The organism is Allostigmatella hybrida (assembly GCF_020103775.1).
Taxonomy (GTDB): Bacteria; Myxococcota; Myxococcia; order Myxococcales; family Myxococcaceae; genus Hyalangium; species Hyalangium aurantiaca.
Map to the genome: position 1 here is coordinate 85,297 of NZ_JAHXBH010000009.1, position 14,686 is coordinate 99,982.

Annotated in this window: 14 protein-coding genes; 12 read left to right on the top strand and 2 right to left on the bottom strand. The window is 70.9% G+C overall.

Features of this window, described 5'->3' with window-relative positions:
* The first annotated feature begins 148 nt into the window (after positions 1 to 148).
* The gene (locus tag KY661_RS17140; RefSeq protein WP_225411217.1) at positions 149 to 484 is read left to right on the top strand and encodes a hypothetical protein; all 336 of its coding nucleotides are present in this window, start codon (positions 149 to 151) and stop codon (positions 482 to 484) included.
* A 5-nt stretch (positions 485 to 489) separates the two neighbouring features.
* Positions 490 to 867, top strand: coding sequence for a DUSAM domain-containing protein (locus KY661_RS17145; RefSeq protein ID WP_225411218.1), 378 nt, complete (start codon positions 490 to 492; stop codon positions 865 to 867).
* Here KY661_RS17145 and nhaA read toward each other — a convergent pair.
* On the bottom strand, positions 864 to 2,201 hold the full coding sequence (nhaA, locus tag KY661_RS17150; protein ID WP_225411219.1) for a Na+/H+ antiporter NhaA: 1,338 nt from the start codon (positions 2,199 to 2,201) through the stop codon (positions 864 to 866). The two genes, KY661_RS17145 and nhaA, sit on opposite strands and share 4 nt — an antisense overlap.
* A gap of 160 nt (positions 2,202 to 2,361) precedes the next feature.
* Here nhaA and mutS point away from each other — a divergent pair, with 160 nt between their 5' ends.
* The 3 genes from mutS (at position 2,362) to KY661_RS17165 (ending at position 7,581) form a co-directional block, all read left to right on the top strand.
* Entirely contained in the window at positions 2,362 to 5,106 is a 2,745-nt protein-coding gene (gene mutS, locus KY661_RS17155; protein WP_225411220.1) for a DNA mismatch repair protein MutS, read from the top strand.
* A gap of 22 nt (positions 5,107 to 5,128) precedes the next feature.
* Positions 5,129 to 5,893 carry a DUF3592 domain-containing protein gene (locus KY661_RS17160; RefSeq protein WP_225411221.1) on the top strand — a complete coding sequence of 255 codons (765 nt, stop codon included), beginning with the start codon at positions 5,129 to 5,131 and terminating at the stop codon, positions 5,891 to 5,893.
* A gap of 95 nt (positions 5,894 to 5,988) precedes the next feature.
* The gene (locus tag KY661_RS17165; protein WP_225411222.1) at positions 5,989 to 7,581 is read left to right on the top strand and encodes an N-acetylmuramoyl-L-alanine amidase; all 1,593 of its coding nucleotides are present in this window, start codon (positions 5,989 to 5,991) and stop codon (positions 7,579 to 7,581) included.
* Here KY661_RS17165 and KY661_RS17170 read toward each other — a convergent pair.
* Positions 7,574 to 8,317, bottom strand: a complete 744-nt coding sequence (locus tag KY661_RS17170) for a TVP38/TMEM64 family protein (protein ID WP_225411223.1) — start codon at positions 8,315 to 8,317, stop codon at positions 7,574 to 7,576. The genes KY661_RS17165 and KY661_RS17170 overlap by 8 nt on opposite strands.
* A gap of 292 nt (positions 8,318 to 8,609) precedes the next feature.
* Here KY661_RS17170 and KY661_RS17175 point away from each other — a divergent pair, with 292 nt between their 5' ends.
* Genes KY661_RS17175 through xerD form a run of 7 tightly spaced genes read left to right on the top strand, consistent with a single transcriptional unit; the run spans position 8,610 to position 14,575 of the window.
* The gene (locus KY661_RS17175) at positions 8,610 to 9,074 is read left to right on the top strand and encodes a general stress protein (protein WP_225411224.1); all 465 of its coding nucleotides are present in this window, start codon (positions 8,610 to 8,612) and stop codon (positions 9,072 to 9,074) included.
* Positions 9,075 to 9,110: 36 nt separating this feature from the next.
* Positions 9,111 to 9,446 (top strand): hypothetical protein, encoded by a 336-nt coding sequence (locus tag KY661_RS17180; RefSeq protein WP_075005393.1) that lies wholly within the window; start codon positions 9,111 to 9,113, stop codon positions 9,444 to 9,446.
* 33 nt (positions 9,447 to 9,479) lie between these two features.
* Positions 9,480 to 10,688, top strand: a complete 1,209-nt coding sequence (locus KY661_RS17185; RefSeq protein WP_225411225.1) for a cation:proton antiporter — start codon at positions 9,480 to 9,482, stop codon at positions 10,686 to 10,688.
* The gene (locus tag KY661_RS17190) at positions 10,685 to 11,983 is read left to right on the top strand and encodes a cation:proton antiporter (RefSeq protein WP_225411226.1); all 1,299 of its coding nucleotides are present in this window, start codon (positions 10,685 to 10,687) and stop codon (positions 11,981 to 11,983) included. Before KY661_RS17185 ends, KY661_RS17190 begins: the two co-directional genes overlap by 4 nt.
* A 33-nt stretch (positions 11,984 to 12,016) precedes the next feature.
* Positions 12,017 to 12,628 (top strand): L-threonylcarbamoyladenylate synthase, encoded by a 612-nt coding sequence (locus KY661_RS17195; RefSeq protein ID WP_093515293.1) that lies wholly within the window; start codon positions 12,017 to 12,019, stop codon positions 12,626 to 12,628.
* Between the two features lie 13 nt (positions 12,629 to 12,641).
* On the top strand, positions 12,642 to 13,634 hold the full coding sequence (locus KY661_RS17200) for a hypothetical protein (RefSeq protein WP_225411227.1): 993 nt from the start codon (positions 12,642 to 12,644) through the stop codon (positions 13,632 to 13,634).
* Positions 13,635 to 13,642: 8 nt separating this feature from the next.
* Entirely contained in the window at positions 13,643 to 14,575 is a 933-nt protein-coding gene (gene xerD / locus KY661_RS17205) for a site-specific tyrosine recombinase XerD (protein ID WP_225411333.1), read from the top strand.
* The last annotated feature ends 111 nt before the right edge of the window (positions 14,576 to 14,686 follow it).

Below are 14,686 nucleotides of genomic sequence, written 5' to 3' on the forward strand. Positions count from 1 at the left end.
CGCGAGTGTCCCCATCGTTCCCTGGCCGTTGCTTCTCCTCGGGATTTTAGCGGGAGGATGTTCAACGAAGGCGCCTTCCACCGCACGCCGTACCCCGGCTTCGAGTTCTCCAACCTACGTGGCCCAAACCACTGCCTGTTGGAACACGATGAGCTGCTGCATCCAGAAAAACCCCCTCACTCCCGCTGCAAGCTGTGGGGCATCGGCCCAGGACATCGCAGAGGCGCTCACCGGCGCCAAGGCGCTCCATCAAGCGGCGAAGATGGAAGAGGCCGCCTCAGCAGACGCCACCCGTGAGCAGGAGGATGACTTCGCCAACAACGCCCACTTGCCAGAGTGGAAGCAGGAGTGCATCCGGAACTATGTGGCCTGCCAGAATGAAACCGACTGGCAGGGCCCTTGTTACGACTGCCTCAGGCGCTGCGAGGGTCAGCAAGACTGGCCCTTCGGAATGTGCTGGCCGCTTGGCAAGAAGGAGAAGTGAGGCCGATGGAGAAGAACCTGGAGGACGATTGGTATCCCATCCGGATGCTGGACAACCGGGTCCAGCAGGGGGAGCCACTCGTCCTCACGACTGAGGTGCGCGGCCTCCTTCAACGGACCGCCCCCACGGTGGCGATCAGCGAGGCAGAAGCAGAAGCTGCCCTGGCGAGCCCAGAGCAGGCCACCGCGCTCCTCCAGGAAATGCGGCGCCGCATCACCGAGGGCTCTCGTCGGCTCTCCCGTGCGCTGAATCAGATGTACAAGCTACGGGATAGGCGGGACCTCGAGGGGGCACGTCAGCAGCTTCGAGACGTGCTCGCCGTGGAAGTCGTGCCGCACTACCGGAACATCGCCCAAGGGCAGTTGGAAAACCTCGGCGATTAGCTGGTTGCTGGGGTGGCCGCTCCCCGGGGGCCGAAGCGCAGGAGCAGGTAGCCCACCACCGCGGACAGCAGCGAGCCCAGGAGAATGCCCAGCTTGGCCTCCGTCAGCAGCTCTTCCTTCCCCACGAACGCCAGGTTCGCCACGAAGAGCGCCACCGTGAAGCCGATGCCGGCGACCACCGCCACGCCGTGGAGCTGCGACAGCGGCGCCCCTCCCGGCATTGGGGACAGCTTCGCCTTCACCGCCACCCAGGTGAACAGGAAGATGCCCAGCTGCTTGCCCACGAACAGCCCCAGGATGATGCCCAGCGGCAGCGGCCTGCCCAGGTCCGCCAGCGACATGCCCGCGAGCGAGATGCCCGAGTTGGCCAGCGCGAACAGCGGGATGATGGCGTAGCCGATGTAACCGTGCCACAGGTGGACGAAGCGGTTGAGCGGCGGCTCGATGTCCTCCAACTGCTCCTCGATGGCCAGGAGCTGGGCGCTGCGGACCGCCTCGTCCTCGGGCTCGTCCACGCACTTGGCCACGTAGGTGGCCAGCTGCCGGAGCACCTCCCGGCCCGGACGGGTGGGGCGCGCCGGGATGAACAAGCCCAGCACCACGCCCGACAGGGTGGCGTGCACCCCGCCGTGGTGCATCGTGTACCAGAGCGCCGCGCCCAGCACCGCGTAGACCAGGCCATTGCGCACATAGAAGCGGTTGCACCCGCCCAGCAGCAGGGCCACCCCGCCCGCAGCCAGCAGCCACTCGGCGTGAATGCCCGTGCCGTAGAAGAAGGCGATGACGAGGATGCCGCCGATGTCATCGAAGATGGCCAGCGCCGTGAGGAACACCACCAGCGGGTGGGACACCCGGCCTTTAAGCAGCGTCAGGCACCCGATGGAGAACGCGATGTCCGTGGCCATGGGAATCGCCCAGCCCCCGGCGGCCGGTGTCCCCGCGTTGAAGGCCAGGTACAGGGCGGCCGGTACCACCATGCCGCCCAGCGCCGCCACCAGGGGCAGCAGCGCCCGGGCCGGGGTGCGCAGCTCGCCCGCCGCCAGCTCGCGCTTGATCTCCATCCCCACCAGGAAGAAGAAGAGCGTCATCAACCCGTCGTTGACGAACTCCTGAAAGGTGAAGGCCCCCCGAAACCCGGCTATCTCCAGGGCCAGGGGCGCCTCGAACAGGGCCGTGTAGAGCGGGGCCCACGGGGAGTTGGCCCACACCATGGCCACCCCGGCGCACAGGGCCAGCAGAATCCCGCTGCTGGCCTCCAGCCGGAAGAAGGCCTGGAGGGGGGCGAGCGCGGCCTTGAAGAGGGCGGGGACGGGGGGCGGGGGACGGGGATCCATGGCGGGCGGCAGGTTGCCCTGCCGGGGGCCGGACGTGAATTGGTTTCGGCTCCAAGCAAGGCGGATTTCTCCAGGGACTGTTAGAGGAAGATCCGGGTGACGTGAGGGGTAGGACGCCGGAACGTTGATCCGGCAGGGTGGGCGTGAGACAAGGGAGACAATGGGCGTGACGCAGGCGAAGACCGTCAAGGATGTGGAGTCAGAGGCCGTGGCCACGGCCAACCCAGCGGGTATGGAGGGCGGGAGCGAGCCGGCCGGGGCTCGGGAGCTTGCCTCCCTGACCCCGATGATGCGGCAGTACCTGGAGACCAAGGCGCTCAATCCGGACGCCTTGCTCTTCTTCCGCCTGGGGGACTTCTACGAGCTGTTCTTCGAGGACGCCGTGAAGGCCTCGGAGCTCTTGCAGATCACCCTCACCGCGCGCTCCAAGAGCGGGGACCGCATCCCCATGTGTGGGGTGCCCTACCACTCGGCGCGGCGCTACATCGGCCGGCTCATCGAGCAGGGCCTCAAGGTGGCCATCTGCGACCAGATGGAGGCACCGGGCAATGGGCCCGGCATCGTCCGGCGCGAGGTGACGCGCATCATCACCCCCGGCATGGTGCTGGATGACGAAGTGCTGGAGCCCCGCGCCAGCAACTTCCTGGCCGCCGTGCACTGGGGCGAGCGGGGCTTCGGGGCCGCGCTGCTCGAGGCCTCCACCGGCGAGTTCTTCACCGTGGAGGCCCCCAGCGCGCAGGAGCTGGTGGAGGCCCTGTCCCGCGTGGAGCCCCGGGAGCTGCTGGTGCCCGAGGGGCTCACCGGCGCGGCCGAGGTGGGCTTCCTCGCCGCGCGGCTGGCCCACGCGCCCGCCGTCGCGGGGATGGACAAGGCCGCCTTCGAGCCTGCCCGGGCCACGGCCTACCTGCGCGCGCACTTCGCGGTGGCCTCACTGGAGGCCTTTGGCCTGGCCGATGCGCCGCTGGCCACGGGCGCCGCGGGCGCGGCCCTGCGCTACCTCAAGGACACCCAGAAGACGTCCGCGGCGCACGTGGACCGGCTCAGCCGCATGGAGCGCGCTGGGCACATGCTCATGGACGAGTCCTCCCGCTCCAACCTGGAGGTGCTCAAGACGCTGCGCGATGGGGCCCGGAAGGGGAGCCTCCTGGGCGTGCTCGACCGGACCGCCACCTGCATGGGCGCCCGGAAGCTGGCCCGCTGGCTGGCCGCCCCCCTGTGCGCCCTGCCGGAGATTCACGCCCGGCTGGATGCCGTGGAGGAGCTGTCCCAGCGCAGCGTGTGGCGCGAGGAGCTGACCACGCTGCTCAAGGAGGTAGCCGACCTGGAGCGGCTGTGCGGCCGGCTCTCGCTGGGCGCGGGCAACGCGCGGGACTTGCGCGCCCTGGGCGTGTCGCTGGCGCTGCTCCCCAAGCTCTCCAGCGCGCTGTCCCGGTGTACGGCCCCGCTGCTCCAGTCGCTCGCCGGGCCGCTGGGGGCCTTGCCCGAGCTGGCGGAGCTGCTGCTGCGCGCCGTCGTGGACGAGCCGCCCCTGGTCATCAAGGAGGGTGGCCTCATCCGCCAGGGCTTCCACGCGGAGCTGGATGAGATCGTCGCCCTGTCCACCTCGGGCAAGGACAAGCTGCTGGAGATCGAAGCCCGCGAGCGCAAGCGCACGGGCATCGCCTCGCTGAAGGTCCGCTACAACAAGGTCTTCGGCTACTACTTGGAGGTGACGCGCAGCAACCTGGAGCTCGTCCCCAAGGACTACATCCGCAAGCAGACCACCGTGGGCGCCGAGCGCTTCATCACCCCCGAGCTCAAGGAGTTCGAGGAGAAGGTGCTCACCGCGGAGGAGCGGCGGTGCGCGCTGGAGCTGCGCCTGTTCGAGGAGCTGCGGGCCCAGGTGGTGGCCGCGGCCCCCCGCATCCGCTCGGCGGCGGAGGCGGTGGCCACGTGTGATGCGCTGCTGTCCTTCGCGCGGTGCTCGGCGGAGTATGGCTACACGCGGCCGGTGGTGGATGACTCGGAGCTGTTCTCGCTCACCGGCGGGCGCCACCCGGTGGTGGAGCGGGTGCTGGCCGCGGGCGATGCGTTCGTCCCCAACGACGTCCGGCTGGACCCCAGCGACGCGCAGCTGCTCGTCATCACCGGCCCCAACATGGCCGGCAAGAGCACGGTGATGCGGCAGGTGGCGCTCACGGTGCTGATGGCCCAGGCGGGCTGCTTCGTCCCGGCGCGGGCGGCGCACATCGGCCTGTGCGACCGGATCTTCACGCGCGTGGGCGCGGCCGACAACCTGGCGCGCGGCCAGTCCACCTTCATGGTGGAGATGACGGAGACGAGCCACATCCTCCACCACGCCACGCGCCGCAGCCTCGTCATCCTGGATGAGATTGGCCGGGGCACCTCCACGTTCGATGGGCTCTCCATCGCCTGGGCGGTGGCCGAGCACCTGCACGACAAGATCGGCGCCCGGACGCTGTTCGCCACGCACTACCACGAGCTGGTGGACCTGGCGCGCGAGAAGCCCCGGGTGAAGAACCTGTGCGTCGCCGTGAAGGAGCAGGGCGGCAAGGTACTCTTCCTGCGCAAGCTGGTGCCGGGTGGGGCCAACCGCTCCTACGGCATCGAGGTGGCGAGGCTCGCGGGGCTTCCCCAGGAGGTGGTGGGCCGCGCGAGGGACATCCTCCAGAACCTGGAGTCCGGCGAGCTGGACGAAGCGGGACGGCCCCGCGTGGCGGTGCGCCGGGGCGCGAAGACCCCGGCGGGCCAGCTGGGGCTCTTCGCGGGCCCCGCCCCGGTGGCCCCGGCGGTTCCCGCCGCCCACCTGAAGGTGCTGGAGGCGCTGCGCGACACCGCCCTGGACATCACCACGCCCCTGGAGGCGCTCAATCTCCTGGCCCGGCTGCAGAAGGAGCTAAAGTAGGGCCGCAAGGAGCCCTCCCACCGTGCAGTTCGCCATTCCCCACGCGCCCCGTCCCGTCCGGTTCTCCCAGGTGCCGGGCGCCCTCGGGCGGCTGCTGCGAACCGTGGCCCTGGGGGTGGGGCTCATGGCGGTGCTCGGCGTAGGGGCCTCCCTCGTGGGACGCTTCTTCCTCCAGGAGCGCGCCTTCCTCGGCCGGGCCCAGCCGGTGCGTGGCCTGATCGCGGGTGTGCGGTTGCCGCCCAAGGCGGAGCGGGAGAATGCCGAGGCCACCCTGGAGGTGCTCTACAGCCACCAGGGCAAGCAGTACTCGGCGGGTGAGGTGCGCACCACCGCCGCGTATGCCGAGGGGCTGGGGCATGGGGCGGAGGTGACGCTGCTCGTGGACCCCGCGCAGCCAGACCGCCCCCGGGAGGCGGGGTTTGCCCGGTCTCGGGCCGGGGCGGTGAACCTGCTGCCCTGGGCCCTGGGGGTGGGCGCGCTGGGCGCCCTGGCCCTGTTCGTCTGGGAGCTGCGCCGCACCCTGCGCGCGGAGGTGGAGCCCCTGCGGCTGGGCGCCCTGGTGTGGCTCACCCCGGAGGGGCCGCTTCCGGAGACCCGGAAGGAAGTCGTCTTCCCGGCCACGTACTGGCGGCAGGACGTGAAACACACCGTCCAGGCCCGGGCCCGCCCGGGCCGTGCGCCCGTGCGCAACGGCGAGAAGGTGCTGGCCGCGGTGGTGCCCCGGCAGCCCCGCTGGGTTCGCGTGATTGACGAGGATCTGGCCCGGACGCTGGGGTGGATTCGCTGATCCGGCAGCCGGGGCAGGGGGGCCGAAAAGTTGCGGGTGAGGTGGGCCCATGACACACGTCTGTAGCGGTTATTGCCTGTGTCTTCGGAGGCCTTATGCGCACCCGGCTCGTTCTCTGCCTCCTGCTGCTGTCGAGCGTCGCCGCCGCGGCCAAGCGGGACGCGGCCGAAGAGGCCTATCAAGAGGCACGCACGGCCTATTACGCCCTGAAGGGGGATGCCGCCCGGCGCAAGCTGCGTCACCACTGGCTCAGCGTGGCCCGCCGCTTCGAGGCCGTGGCCAGCGAGCACCCGAAGAGCACGCGCGCGCCGGACGCCCTCTTCACCGCGGGCGAGCTGATGAACGAGCTCAGCCGCATCTCCTTCCTCGCCGAGGATCAGCACGCGGCCGTCACCGACTACTCCAAGCTGCTGGAGGCCCACCCCCGGCACCGGCTCGCCGATGACGCGGCGTTCCTGCTGGCGCGCATCTACCTGGATCGCCAGGACCAGCCCGAGGCCGCCCGCCGCGTGCTGACGGAGAGCCTCGCCGTCACCTCCAAGGGCGACCGGAGCCGTGAAATCAAGGAGCTGCTCGCCTCGCTGCCCGCGGCCAAGGCGCCGCCCGCGCGCAAGCCCTCTGCCCCCGCCGTGGCCGAGGCGACTCCTGCCCGGCACGAGCCCGCCGCGCCTTCCCTGGCGGAGGCCCTCTCCAAGGCAAGCCGCGAGGCCACGCCCGCCAAGCCCTCGCCGGAGCCCGCCCCCGTGGTCGTCGCGGTGAAGCTGTCCGAGGCCTCGGCCACCGCCGCCGTCGCGCCGCCGCCCCCGCCTGCCGCGGAGCCGCCCCCCGCGCTCGTTCTTCCTTCGCCCGCAATCGCCGTGGCGCAGCCGAAGCCCGAGGCCGAGGCCCTGCCCGCGCCCGTCACCGCCCCGGTGGATCAGCACGTGGCCGAGAGCCGCCTCAAGACGGCGGCGAAGATGTCGCGCCAGGCGCAGCTGACGCTCGTGGAGCAGCTGGGCCTCAAGGTGCGCCGGGTCGTCATCGACGCGGGGCACGGGGGCCATGACACGGGCGCCATCGGCCGGGGGAACACGCGCGAGAAGGACATCACGCTCGCCATCTCCCAGAAGCTCGCCGCCGAGCTGCGCGGGCGCGGCCTGGAGGTGATCCTCACGCGCGAGGACGACCGCTACCTCAAGCTGGAGGACCGGGCGGCCTTCGCCAACGAGGCGCGGGGCGACCTGTTCATCTCCATCCACTGCAACTCCGCCACCAACCGCAAGCTGCGCGGCGTGGAGACCTACACGTTGAACCTCTCCTCGGACCGCTACTCCATCCGGCTGGCCGCCCGGGAGAATGCCTCCACGGAGAAGGGCATCAGCGACCTGCAGTTCATCCTCGCGGACCTGGCCACCAAGGCCAACACGGGCGAGTCCACGCGCCTGGCCACCCAGGTGCAGAAGAACCTCGTGAGCCACCTGGCCAAGGACTTCCCGGGCACGAGGGACCTCGGCACCAAGGAGGCCCTCTTCTACGTGCTCCTGGGCGCGAAGATGCCGGCCATCCTCGTCGAGACGGCCTTCCTGTCCCACCCCGACGACGAGAAGCGCCTGGGCACCGCCGAGTACCAGGACACCCTGGCCAAGTCGATCGCCCAGGGCGTGGAGGACTTCCTCAACGACCGGAACCGGCTGGCGAAGATCAACTGACGGGCAGGGGAGGCCCCTCGGCGCGCCCAGGAGGCCCTGGCGCGGGCGCCATGGGCTCCGGGGGCTCCGGAGGCGCCTCGGAGAGCTCCCGGTAGATGCGGCGGCCCAGCAGCCCCCCCAGGACGAGCGAGCCCACGAGCCCCACCGCGGACACCACCGTCATCCACGTGCGGCCCTGGGCCAGTCCACTGCCGAACTGAACCATGAGGAACGTGCCCGGCAGGGTGCCCAGCAACATCCCTGCCACCGAGGGCCAGAAGCGCGCCCCCGAGGCCGCCGCAGCGATCAGCATCGGATCCGTGGGCAGCAGGGGGTTGAGGGTGGAGAGAAACGCGAATTGGAAATCGTGCTTTCGTGCAACCCGGACGAGCGCCCCATAGCGGGGGCCCGCCAGGCGGCGCAGCGGGCGCTGGCCCAGCTTCCGGGCCGGAAAGAAGAGCACCGCCGCCCCCAGGAAGCTGCCAAGCAGAGCGTACGCTGTGCCTGCCAGGGTGCCGAAGAGCATGCCCCCCACGGCGGCGAACACGTGCCCGGGCAGCAGGATGAGGGGCCGCAGCCCCAGTGCCAGCACGTACACCCAGGGGGCGGCCTTGCCCAGCGGGGCGATCCACCGCCGCAACTCCTGCTGATCCAGCGCATCTGGACCTAGCAGGCGAAGCGTGGCCAACCCGCCCAGGGAGAGCACCAGCGGGGCCAGCACCCGGAGCCACCCTTTGAACCTTTGCGACGTGAACATGCTCGGCCATTCCCCCTTGGGCGGCTGAAAGTGGGAGCGAAGGGAGGGAATCGGCAACGTGGGTTGGTGTGTTTTGGACATGAAAGCATCCTGCCGGGCAGGCATTAGCCCGGCCCGGATGCCCAGCGGGCCTCTATAACATCGCGGAACTATTGAAGTTGTAGGGCAGTGTGTCGGGTTCGAACGGCTGGCGGTGTACGGAGCTTGCTTGCATTGGGACGCTTCCATCCCAAGCTTTGAGGCACGGGGCACTAAGGCGAGGCGTCGGGCAGCATTCGAGAGGAGACGGAAAATGTCAGACAAGGACAACAAGGGCAGCATGACGGTGGCCGAGGCGGGACGGAAGGGTGGAGAGACCGTCCGCAATGAGCGCGGCCGCGAGTTCTACGAGACCATCGGCCGCAAGGGCGGTGCGACCGTGAAGGCCGAGCGGGGCCGCTCCTTCTACGAGGAGATTGGCCGCAAGGGCGGCGAGACCGTGAAGGCCGAGCGCGGCGCGAAGTTCTACGAGGAGATCGGCAAGAAGGGCGGCGATCGCGTGAAGGCCACGCGGGGGCCCAACTTCTACGAGGAGATCGGCCGCAAGGGTGGGCAGAAGGTGAAGAAGCTCATCGAAGAGGGCAAGCGCGCGGCCCGGGCGGCGATGGCCCAGCCCGAGGCTGCTGCCGCGGCGCCGGAGACCGCGAGCAGCGCCCCTGCGGCGGCGGCCCCGGTGGCCCCAGTGCCCACCGAGGGCCAGGAGCCCCAGCGCGAGTAGCGTGACGGGGAGGCGCGGACCCGCTAAGACGGGGCCGTGTTTCTCCTCATCACGATGCTCGAACAGGTGGAGCAGCTCGAGCGGGCCATCCGTCGGCTCCGGGACTTTGGTATCCCGGAGCCGTGGGTGGTGCGAGCCCGGAGCGCCGCGGCCGCGCTGTCGGCCGAGGTGCCCGTGTTCGCGGGGCTGCGCAGCCTGGCGCTTGGCGCGGATGAGGACCGGCTCGTGCTCTTGAGCCTGTTGCCTCAATCCGCCGAGGAGATTGAACGGTTGGTGAACCGGGTCCAGCTGGAGATGGACGCGGATGAGCCTCCCATGGGCCGGCTGATCGCCCTTCCGGTGATTTCCGCGCCCCCCTTCCGGCGAGAGTGACGAACACCCCCTGGGCGGTGTAAGCACGGCACCGTGCAGGCGCTGCTTGTCGTCCTCGCCATCGCGGCGCTGTCCCTGCTGGCTTCGAGCCGGACGTTTCTGGACGCCGCACGTCTGCCGGGGCTGGCCCAGTTGGCTGCCAGCGGACTGCTCTTTCTGCTGTTCGGTGCCGTGCTGGGCCCCGGCCAGGCCGGGATTCTCACCGGCCCGAACCTGGAGTCCCTGCGGCCCGTGCTGGCGCTGGGGCTGGGGACGGTGGGCGTCATCCTGGGCCTGAACCTGGATCCGCGGCTGTTGCGGCTCCTGCCGCGCGGGGTGTTCACGGCGGCCCTGGCGCACGCGGGCGTGGCGTTCCTGTTCGTGTCGGTGCCGCTGGCGGCGGTGCTGCTGCTCACCACCGGCCTGCCCCTGGCCACGGCCGTGGGCGGCGCGGCGCTCCTGGGCGCGGCGGCCAGCCTCTCCTCGGGCCATTTCGCCGTGCTGGGCTACCGCAGCGGGCGCATGGAGCGCGCGCACGGGCTGGGCGTGGCGCTGCTCACCATCCTGGACGATGGCGTGGGGCTGATGGTGCTGGCGCTGGCGCTGGTGCTGGGCGCCTCGGCCAACCCCGCGGAGGGGCTGGGGCTGGTGAGCCTGGCCATGCTGCTGGGGATGATGTGCGGGGCGCTCATCGCCTTCCTCACCTATGGGCTGAAGGATCCCGCGGAGCTGATGGCCGTCACCCTGGGCGGCGTGGCGCTCGTGGGGGGCGCGGCGGCCTACCTGCGCGTGTCCGCGCTGCTCGCGGGCGTGGCGTGTGGGGCGACGCTGGCGCTGGTGGGCGGCCGGGCCGTGGAGCAGGTGGCGCGCTCCCTGGGGCGCTTCGAGCGGCCCGCGTACCTGGTGCTGGTGTTCCTGGTGGGCTGCCACCTGCAGGGCCGGGACGTGGATGCGTGGATGCTGCTGCCTGGGTACGTGACGCTGCGCTTCGTGGGGAAGATTCTCGGGGGCGCGCTCGCGCGGCGCTACGCGGCAAACGTGCTGGAGCTGCCCCCGCGCCTGGGCTACGCGCTCATCTCCCAGGGGGGCCTGGCGTTGTGCCTGGTGGCGGAGTACCTGCTGCTGGTGCCGGGCACGCTCTCCCAGCAGGTCTTCGACATCGTCGCCGTGGGGGCGATCATCAACGAGGTGCTGGCCAGCCGGGCCTTCCGCCGGGTGCTGGAGCCTCCCGGGAAGCCGAAGGCCCCGGAGGGCGCGGCATGATCGGCGCCATCATCCGGCTGGTGCTGCTGGTGGTGTTGCTCGCGGGCATCTCCCGGGCGCAGCTGTGGCGTGAGGACTCGGGCACGCCGGTGCTGCTGGCGGCCGGGGCGCTGCTGCTGTGCGGGCTGTTCGCGGGCAAGGTGGCCAAGGGGGTGGGGCTGCCGCGGTTGACGGGCTACCTGCTGGTGGGGGTGGCCGTGGGCCCGTACGCCATGGGCTTCATCCCGGGCGAGGGCGTGAAGGGGCTGGAGCTGGTGAAGGGGCTGGCGGTGAGCCTCATCGCCCTGGTGGCCGGCACGGAGCTGCACCTGGGGCTCATCCGCCGGGTGGGCACCAAGGTGGCGGTGCTGTGCGCCACCGTGTGCGGGGTGACGTTCGCGGTGTGCTTCGCCGCCGTCTTCGCCCTGAAGCCGCTGTTGCCCTTCCTGGCGCCCATGACGGTGCCCCAGGCGCTGGCCGTCAGCGCGCTGGTGTCCACGGTGGTGGTGTCCTTCTCGCCCACGGTGACGATCGCCATCGTGCAGGAGACCGCCGCGCGGGGCTCCTTCACCGAGTTCCTCATGGCGCTGGTCATCATCGGGGACCTGTTCGTGATGGTGGCCTTCGCGCTGGCCGCGGGCGTCACCCGGGCCAGCTTCGGGGGCGGCTTCGACGTGGGGGGGCTCTTGAGCGGGGTGGGGTGGGAGCTGTTCGGCTCGGTGGCGGTGGGGGCCGTGCTGGCGCTGGGGATGCTCGTCTACATGCGGCGGGTGAACCGGGAGCTGCCCCTGTTCCTGGTGGGCATCTGCTTCGCGGCGGCCGAGGGCGGGGCACAGCTGCACCTCTCGCCCCTGCTGGTGGCGCTGGCGGCCGGGGCGCTCATCGCCAACCTGGACGAGCGCCAGAGCCGCAACATCCACCACGCCATCCAGTTCGCGGGCCTGCCGGTGTTCGCGCTCTTCTTCGCGGCGGCCGGGGCGGGGCTGAAGCTGGACACGCTGGTGACGGTGGGGCCCGCGGCGCTGCTGCTGGTGGTGCTGCGCGCGGTGGCCATCCTCCTGGCGTGCCGCCGCTTCGCCCCGGCGGAGGACCCCCGGCTGCGGCGCTACCTGTGGATGGGGCTCATCTCCCAGGCGGGCGTCACCTTCGGACTGGCGGCGCTGGTCTCCCGCACCTTCCCGGATTTTGGCCCCCAGGTGGAGGTGCTCATCGTGGCGATGATTACCACGCACGAGCTGGTGGGCCCGGTGCTCACCCGGCGCGCCCTGGAGCGCAGCGGCGAGACACGGGCAGACGAGCGCCCCAGGACAGCGTAAGGAGGTAATCTCCGGGAGCCCAGGAGGCATGTGATGGCGGCACCCATTCTCGAGGTCGATCTGGACAACCCCCAGCCGCGCCACGTGGCGCGGGCCGTGGAGGTGCTGTCCCGCGGGGGGCTCGTGGCCTACCCCACGGACACCTACTACGGCCTGGGGTGTGACTTGCTGTCGAAGAAGGCCATCGAGCGGCTGTACCAGCTCAAGGCACGGGACAAGAAGAAGCCGCTGTCCTTCCTGTGCCCGGACCTGTCGGATGTGGCCAAGTACGCGCACGTGAGCAACTTCGCCTACCGCACCATGAAGGGGCTGACGCCGGGGCCCTTCACCTTCATCCTCGAGGCCACGCGGATCGTACCGGACATGATGATGACGCGGCAGAAGCAGGTGGGCATCCGCGTGCCGGACGCCCCGCTGGCGCGCGCGCTGGCGGCGGGCCTGGGCCATCCGCTCGTCACCACCTCCGCGAGCGACGGAGAGGACGAGCCGCTCATCGACGCGCGGGGCATCAAGGAGCAGCTCGGGCACGGGTTGGACCTCATCCTCGATGGGGGGGTGACGCTGATGGAGGCCTCCACGGTGGTGTCGCTCATCGGCGACTCGATCGAGATCCTCCGCCAGGGCAAGGGGCGGCTGGACACCTAGGGAAGGGGAGTTTGTGGGGACCGAGCACTCGCACGAGGTGGCACAGGACGCTCCGAAGCGGGTCCCCGGACCCCTGGCCTTGCTGTGGCTGCTCCTGTGGCGGCCGGTGGACCTGCACTACCGGCTGCACGGCGCGGGCATCCGCACGCCGGGCGGCCGCATCGGCCAGCTCTGGCGCGAGCAGGGGGAGGGCAACCGCGCCGCGGGGGCGTACGTGCGGCGGATGTTGTTGCTACTGCTGGGCGTGTCGCCGGTGCTCACCTTCGCGCTGGGCCTGGGCCTGCATGCGCTGGGGATTCCGCTGGCGGCGGGCTGGGGCATGACGGCGGTGCTGTGCTCGGCGATGGGCCTGTTCCTGGCGCTCACCACGGGGCTGGCGGCCGGGGTGCTCATGGGGATGCTGGCGAGCCTCGCCATGCTGGTGGGCCTGCACGTGGTGGTGGCGGAGGCCTTCGGGCCCCGGATGGGGGGGCTGGCCGGGGCCATCATGGGCGGCTGCCTGGGGCTGGTGGGCGGCGTGTGCGCGGGGAGCATCGGCGGGCTCGCGCGGGGCCAGGGGCTGTCCGTCAACCGGGTGCAGGTGGGCGCCATCGTGCTGAGCCTCGTGCCGATGCTCGTGTGGGGCTCGGGCGGGGCGTGGCACGTGGGCGGGGCCGTGGCGGCCAGCTCGCTGGTCATGTACCTGGGGGCCGCGTTCCGCCTGTTCGTCTATCCCGTGGAGGTGCTGCTCCAGACGGTGGCCTTCGCGGTGGAGCGGTGGACGGGGCGGCCCACGCTGCGCTGGTCCCCGGTGCTCCACCACAACCTGGGCTACCTGCGCTACCCCTTCCTGCGGGCCCACCTGGCGCTGGCGGCGCGCACCCGTCCCAAGGAGGTGCTGGACGTGGCCAACGCCTGCCTCAAGTCGCCGGGCAACTCCATGCTGGGGTGGCCCTGGGTGCTGGCGGCCCTGGCGCAGGCGGAGGCGGCCACGGAGGCGAGGAAGCGCGCGGAGGGCGAGCGGTGAGTGGGGGGCTGGAAGGGTACCTGGACGCGTTCATCGCCTTCATCCGCGCGGAGCGGGGGCTGTCCGGCAAGACGGTGGACGCCTACGCGGCGGACCTCACGGCCTACTTCGAGGACCTGCGCGCCAGAGGCGTGCTGGATGCGGCGAAGGCGAAGCAAGAGGACGTGACGGCGCACCTGATACAGTTGGGGGCGAAGGGCCTGTCCAAGCGCAGCCAGGCGCGGCACCTGGCGGCCGTGCGCGGCTTTCACCGCTTCCTCATCGCCGAGAAGCACGCGGAGAAGGATCCGACCGAGGACCTGGACACCCCGCGCGCGGCGCGAAAGCTGCCGAGCTTCCTCACGCTGGAGGAAGTGGAGCAGCTGCTGGCCGCCCCGGACGAGCGCAACCCCACGGGCATGCGGGACAAGGCGATGCTGGAGCTGCTGTACGCCACGGGCCTGCGCGTGAGCGAGCTGTGCACGCTGGGCATCAACGACGTGCAGCTGGGCGCGGGGTATTTGATAGCGAAGGGGAAGGGGAGCAAGGAGCGCATCGTCCCGGTGGGCAGCATCGCGGCGGAGAAGGTGCAGGCCTACCTGGGCGGGCCCCGTCAGCACCTGCTGGGCAAGCGCCAATCGCGCTCGCTCTTCATCACCCCGAGGGGTGGAGCTTTCACACGGCAGGGATTCTGGAAGCTGCTGAAGCGCTATGCGCTCAAGGCGGGCATCCGCAAACCCATCTCCCCGCACAAGCTGCGCCATTCCTTCGCCACCCACCTGGTGGAACGGGGGGCGGACCTGCGCGCCGTCCAGGCCATGCTGGGCCACGCGGACCTGGCCACCACGCAGATCTACACCCACGTCAACAGCGCCCGGCTGCGCGCCGTCTACGACGAGCACCACCCGCGCAGCGAGACCGCAGCCCCCCCACGCCCCAAGCGGCGCAAGCCGGGGGCATAGGGTTGGCCGAGTGCTTTCTGCGCTGTTTCTCCGCCTTCCCCCCCGCGCCTGGGCCCGTGGAAACGGGAGGCAGCCCCCTGAGCACACTGGGGGAACCTGCGGCCCGAGAGA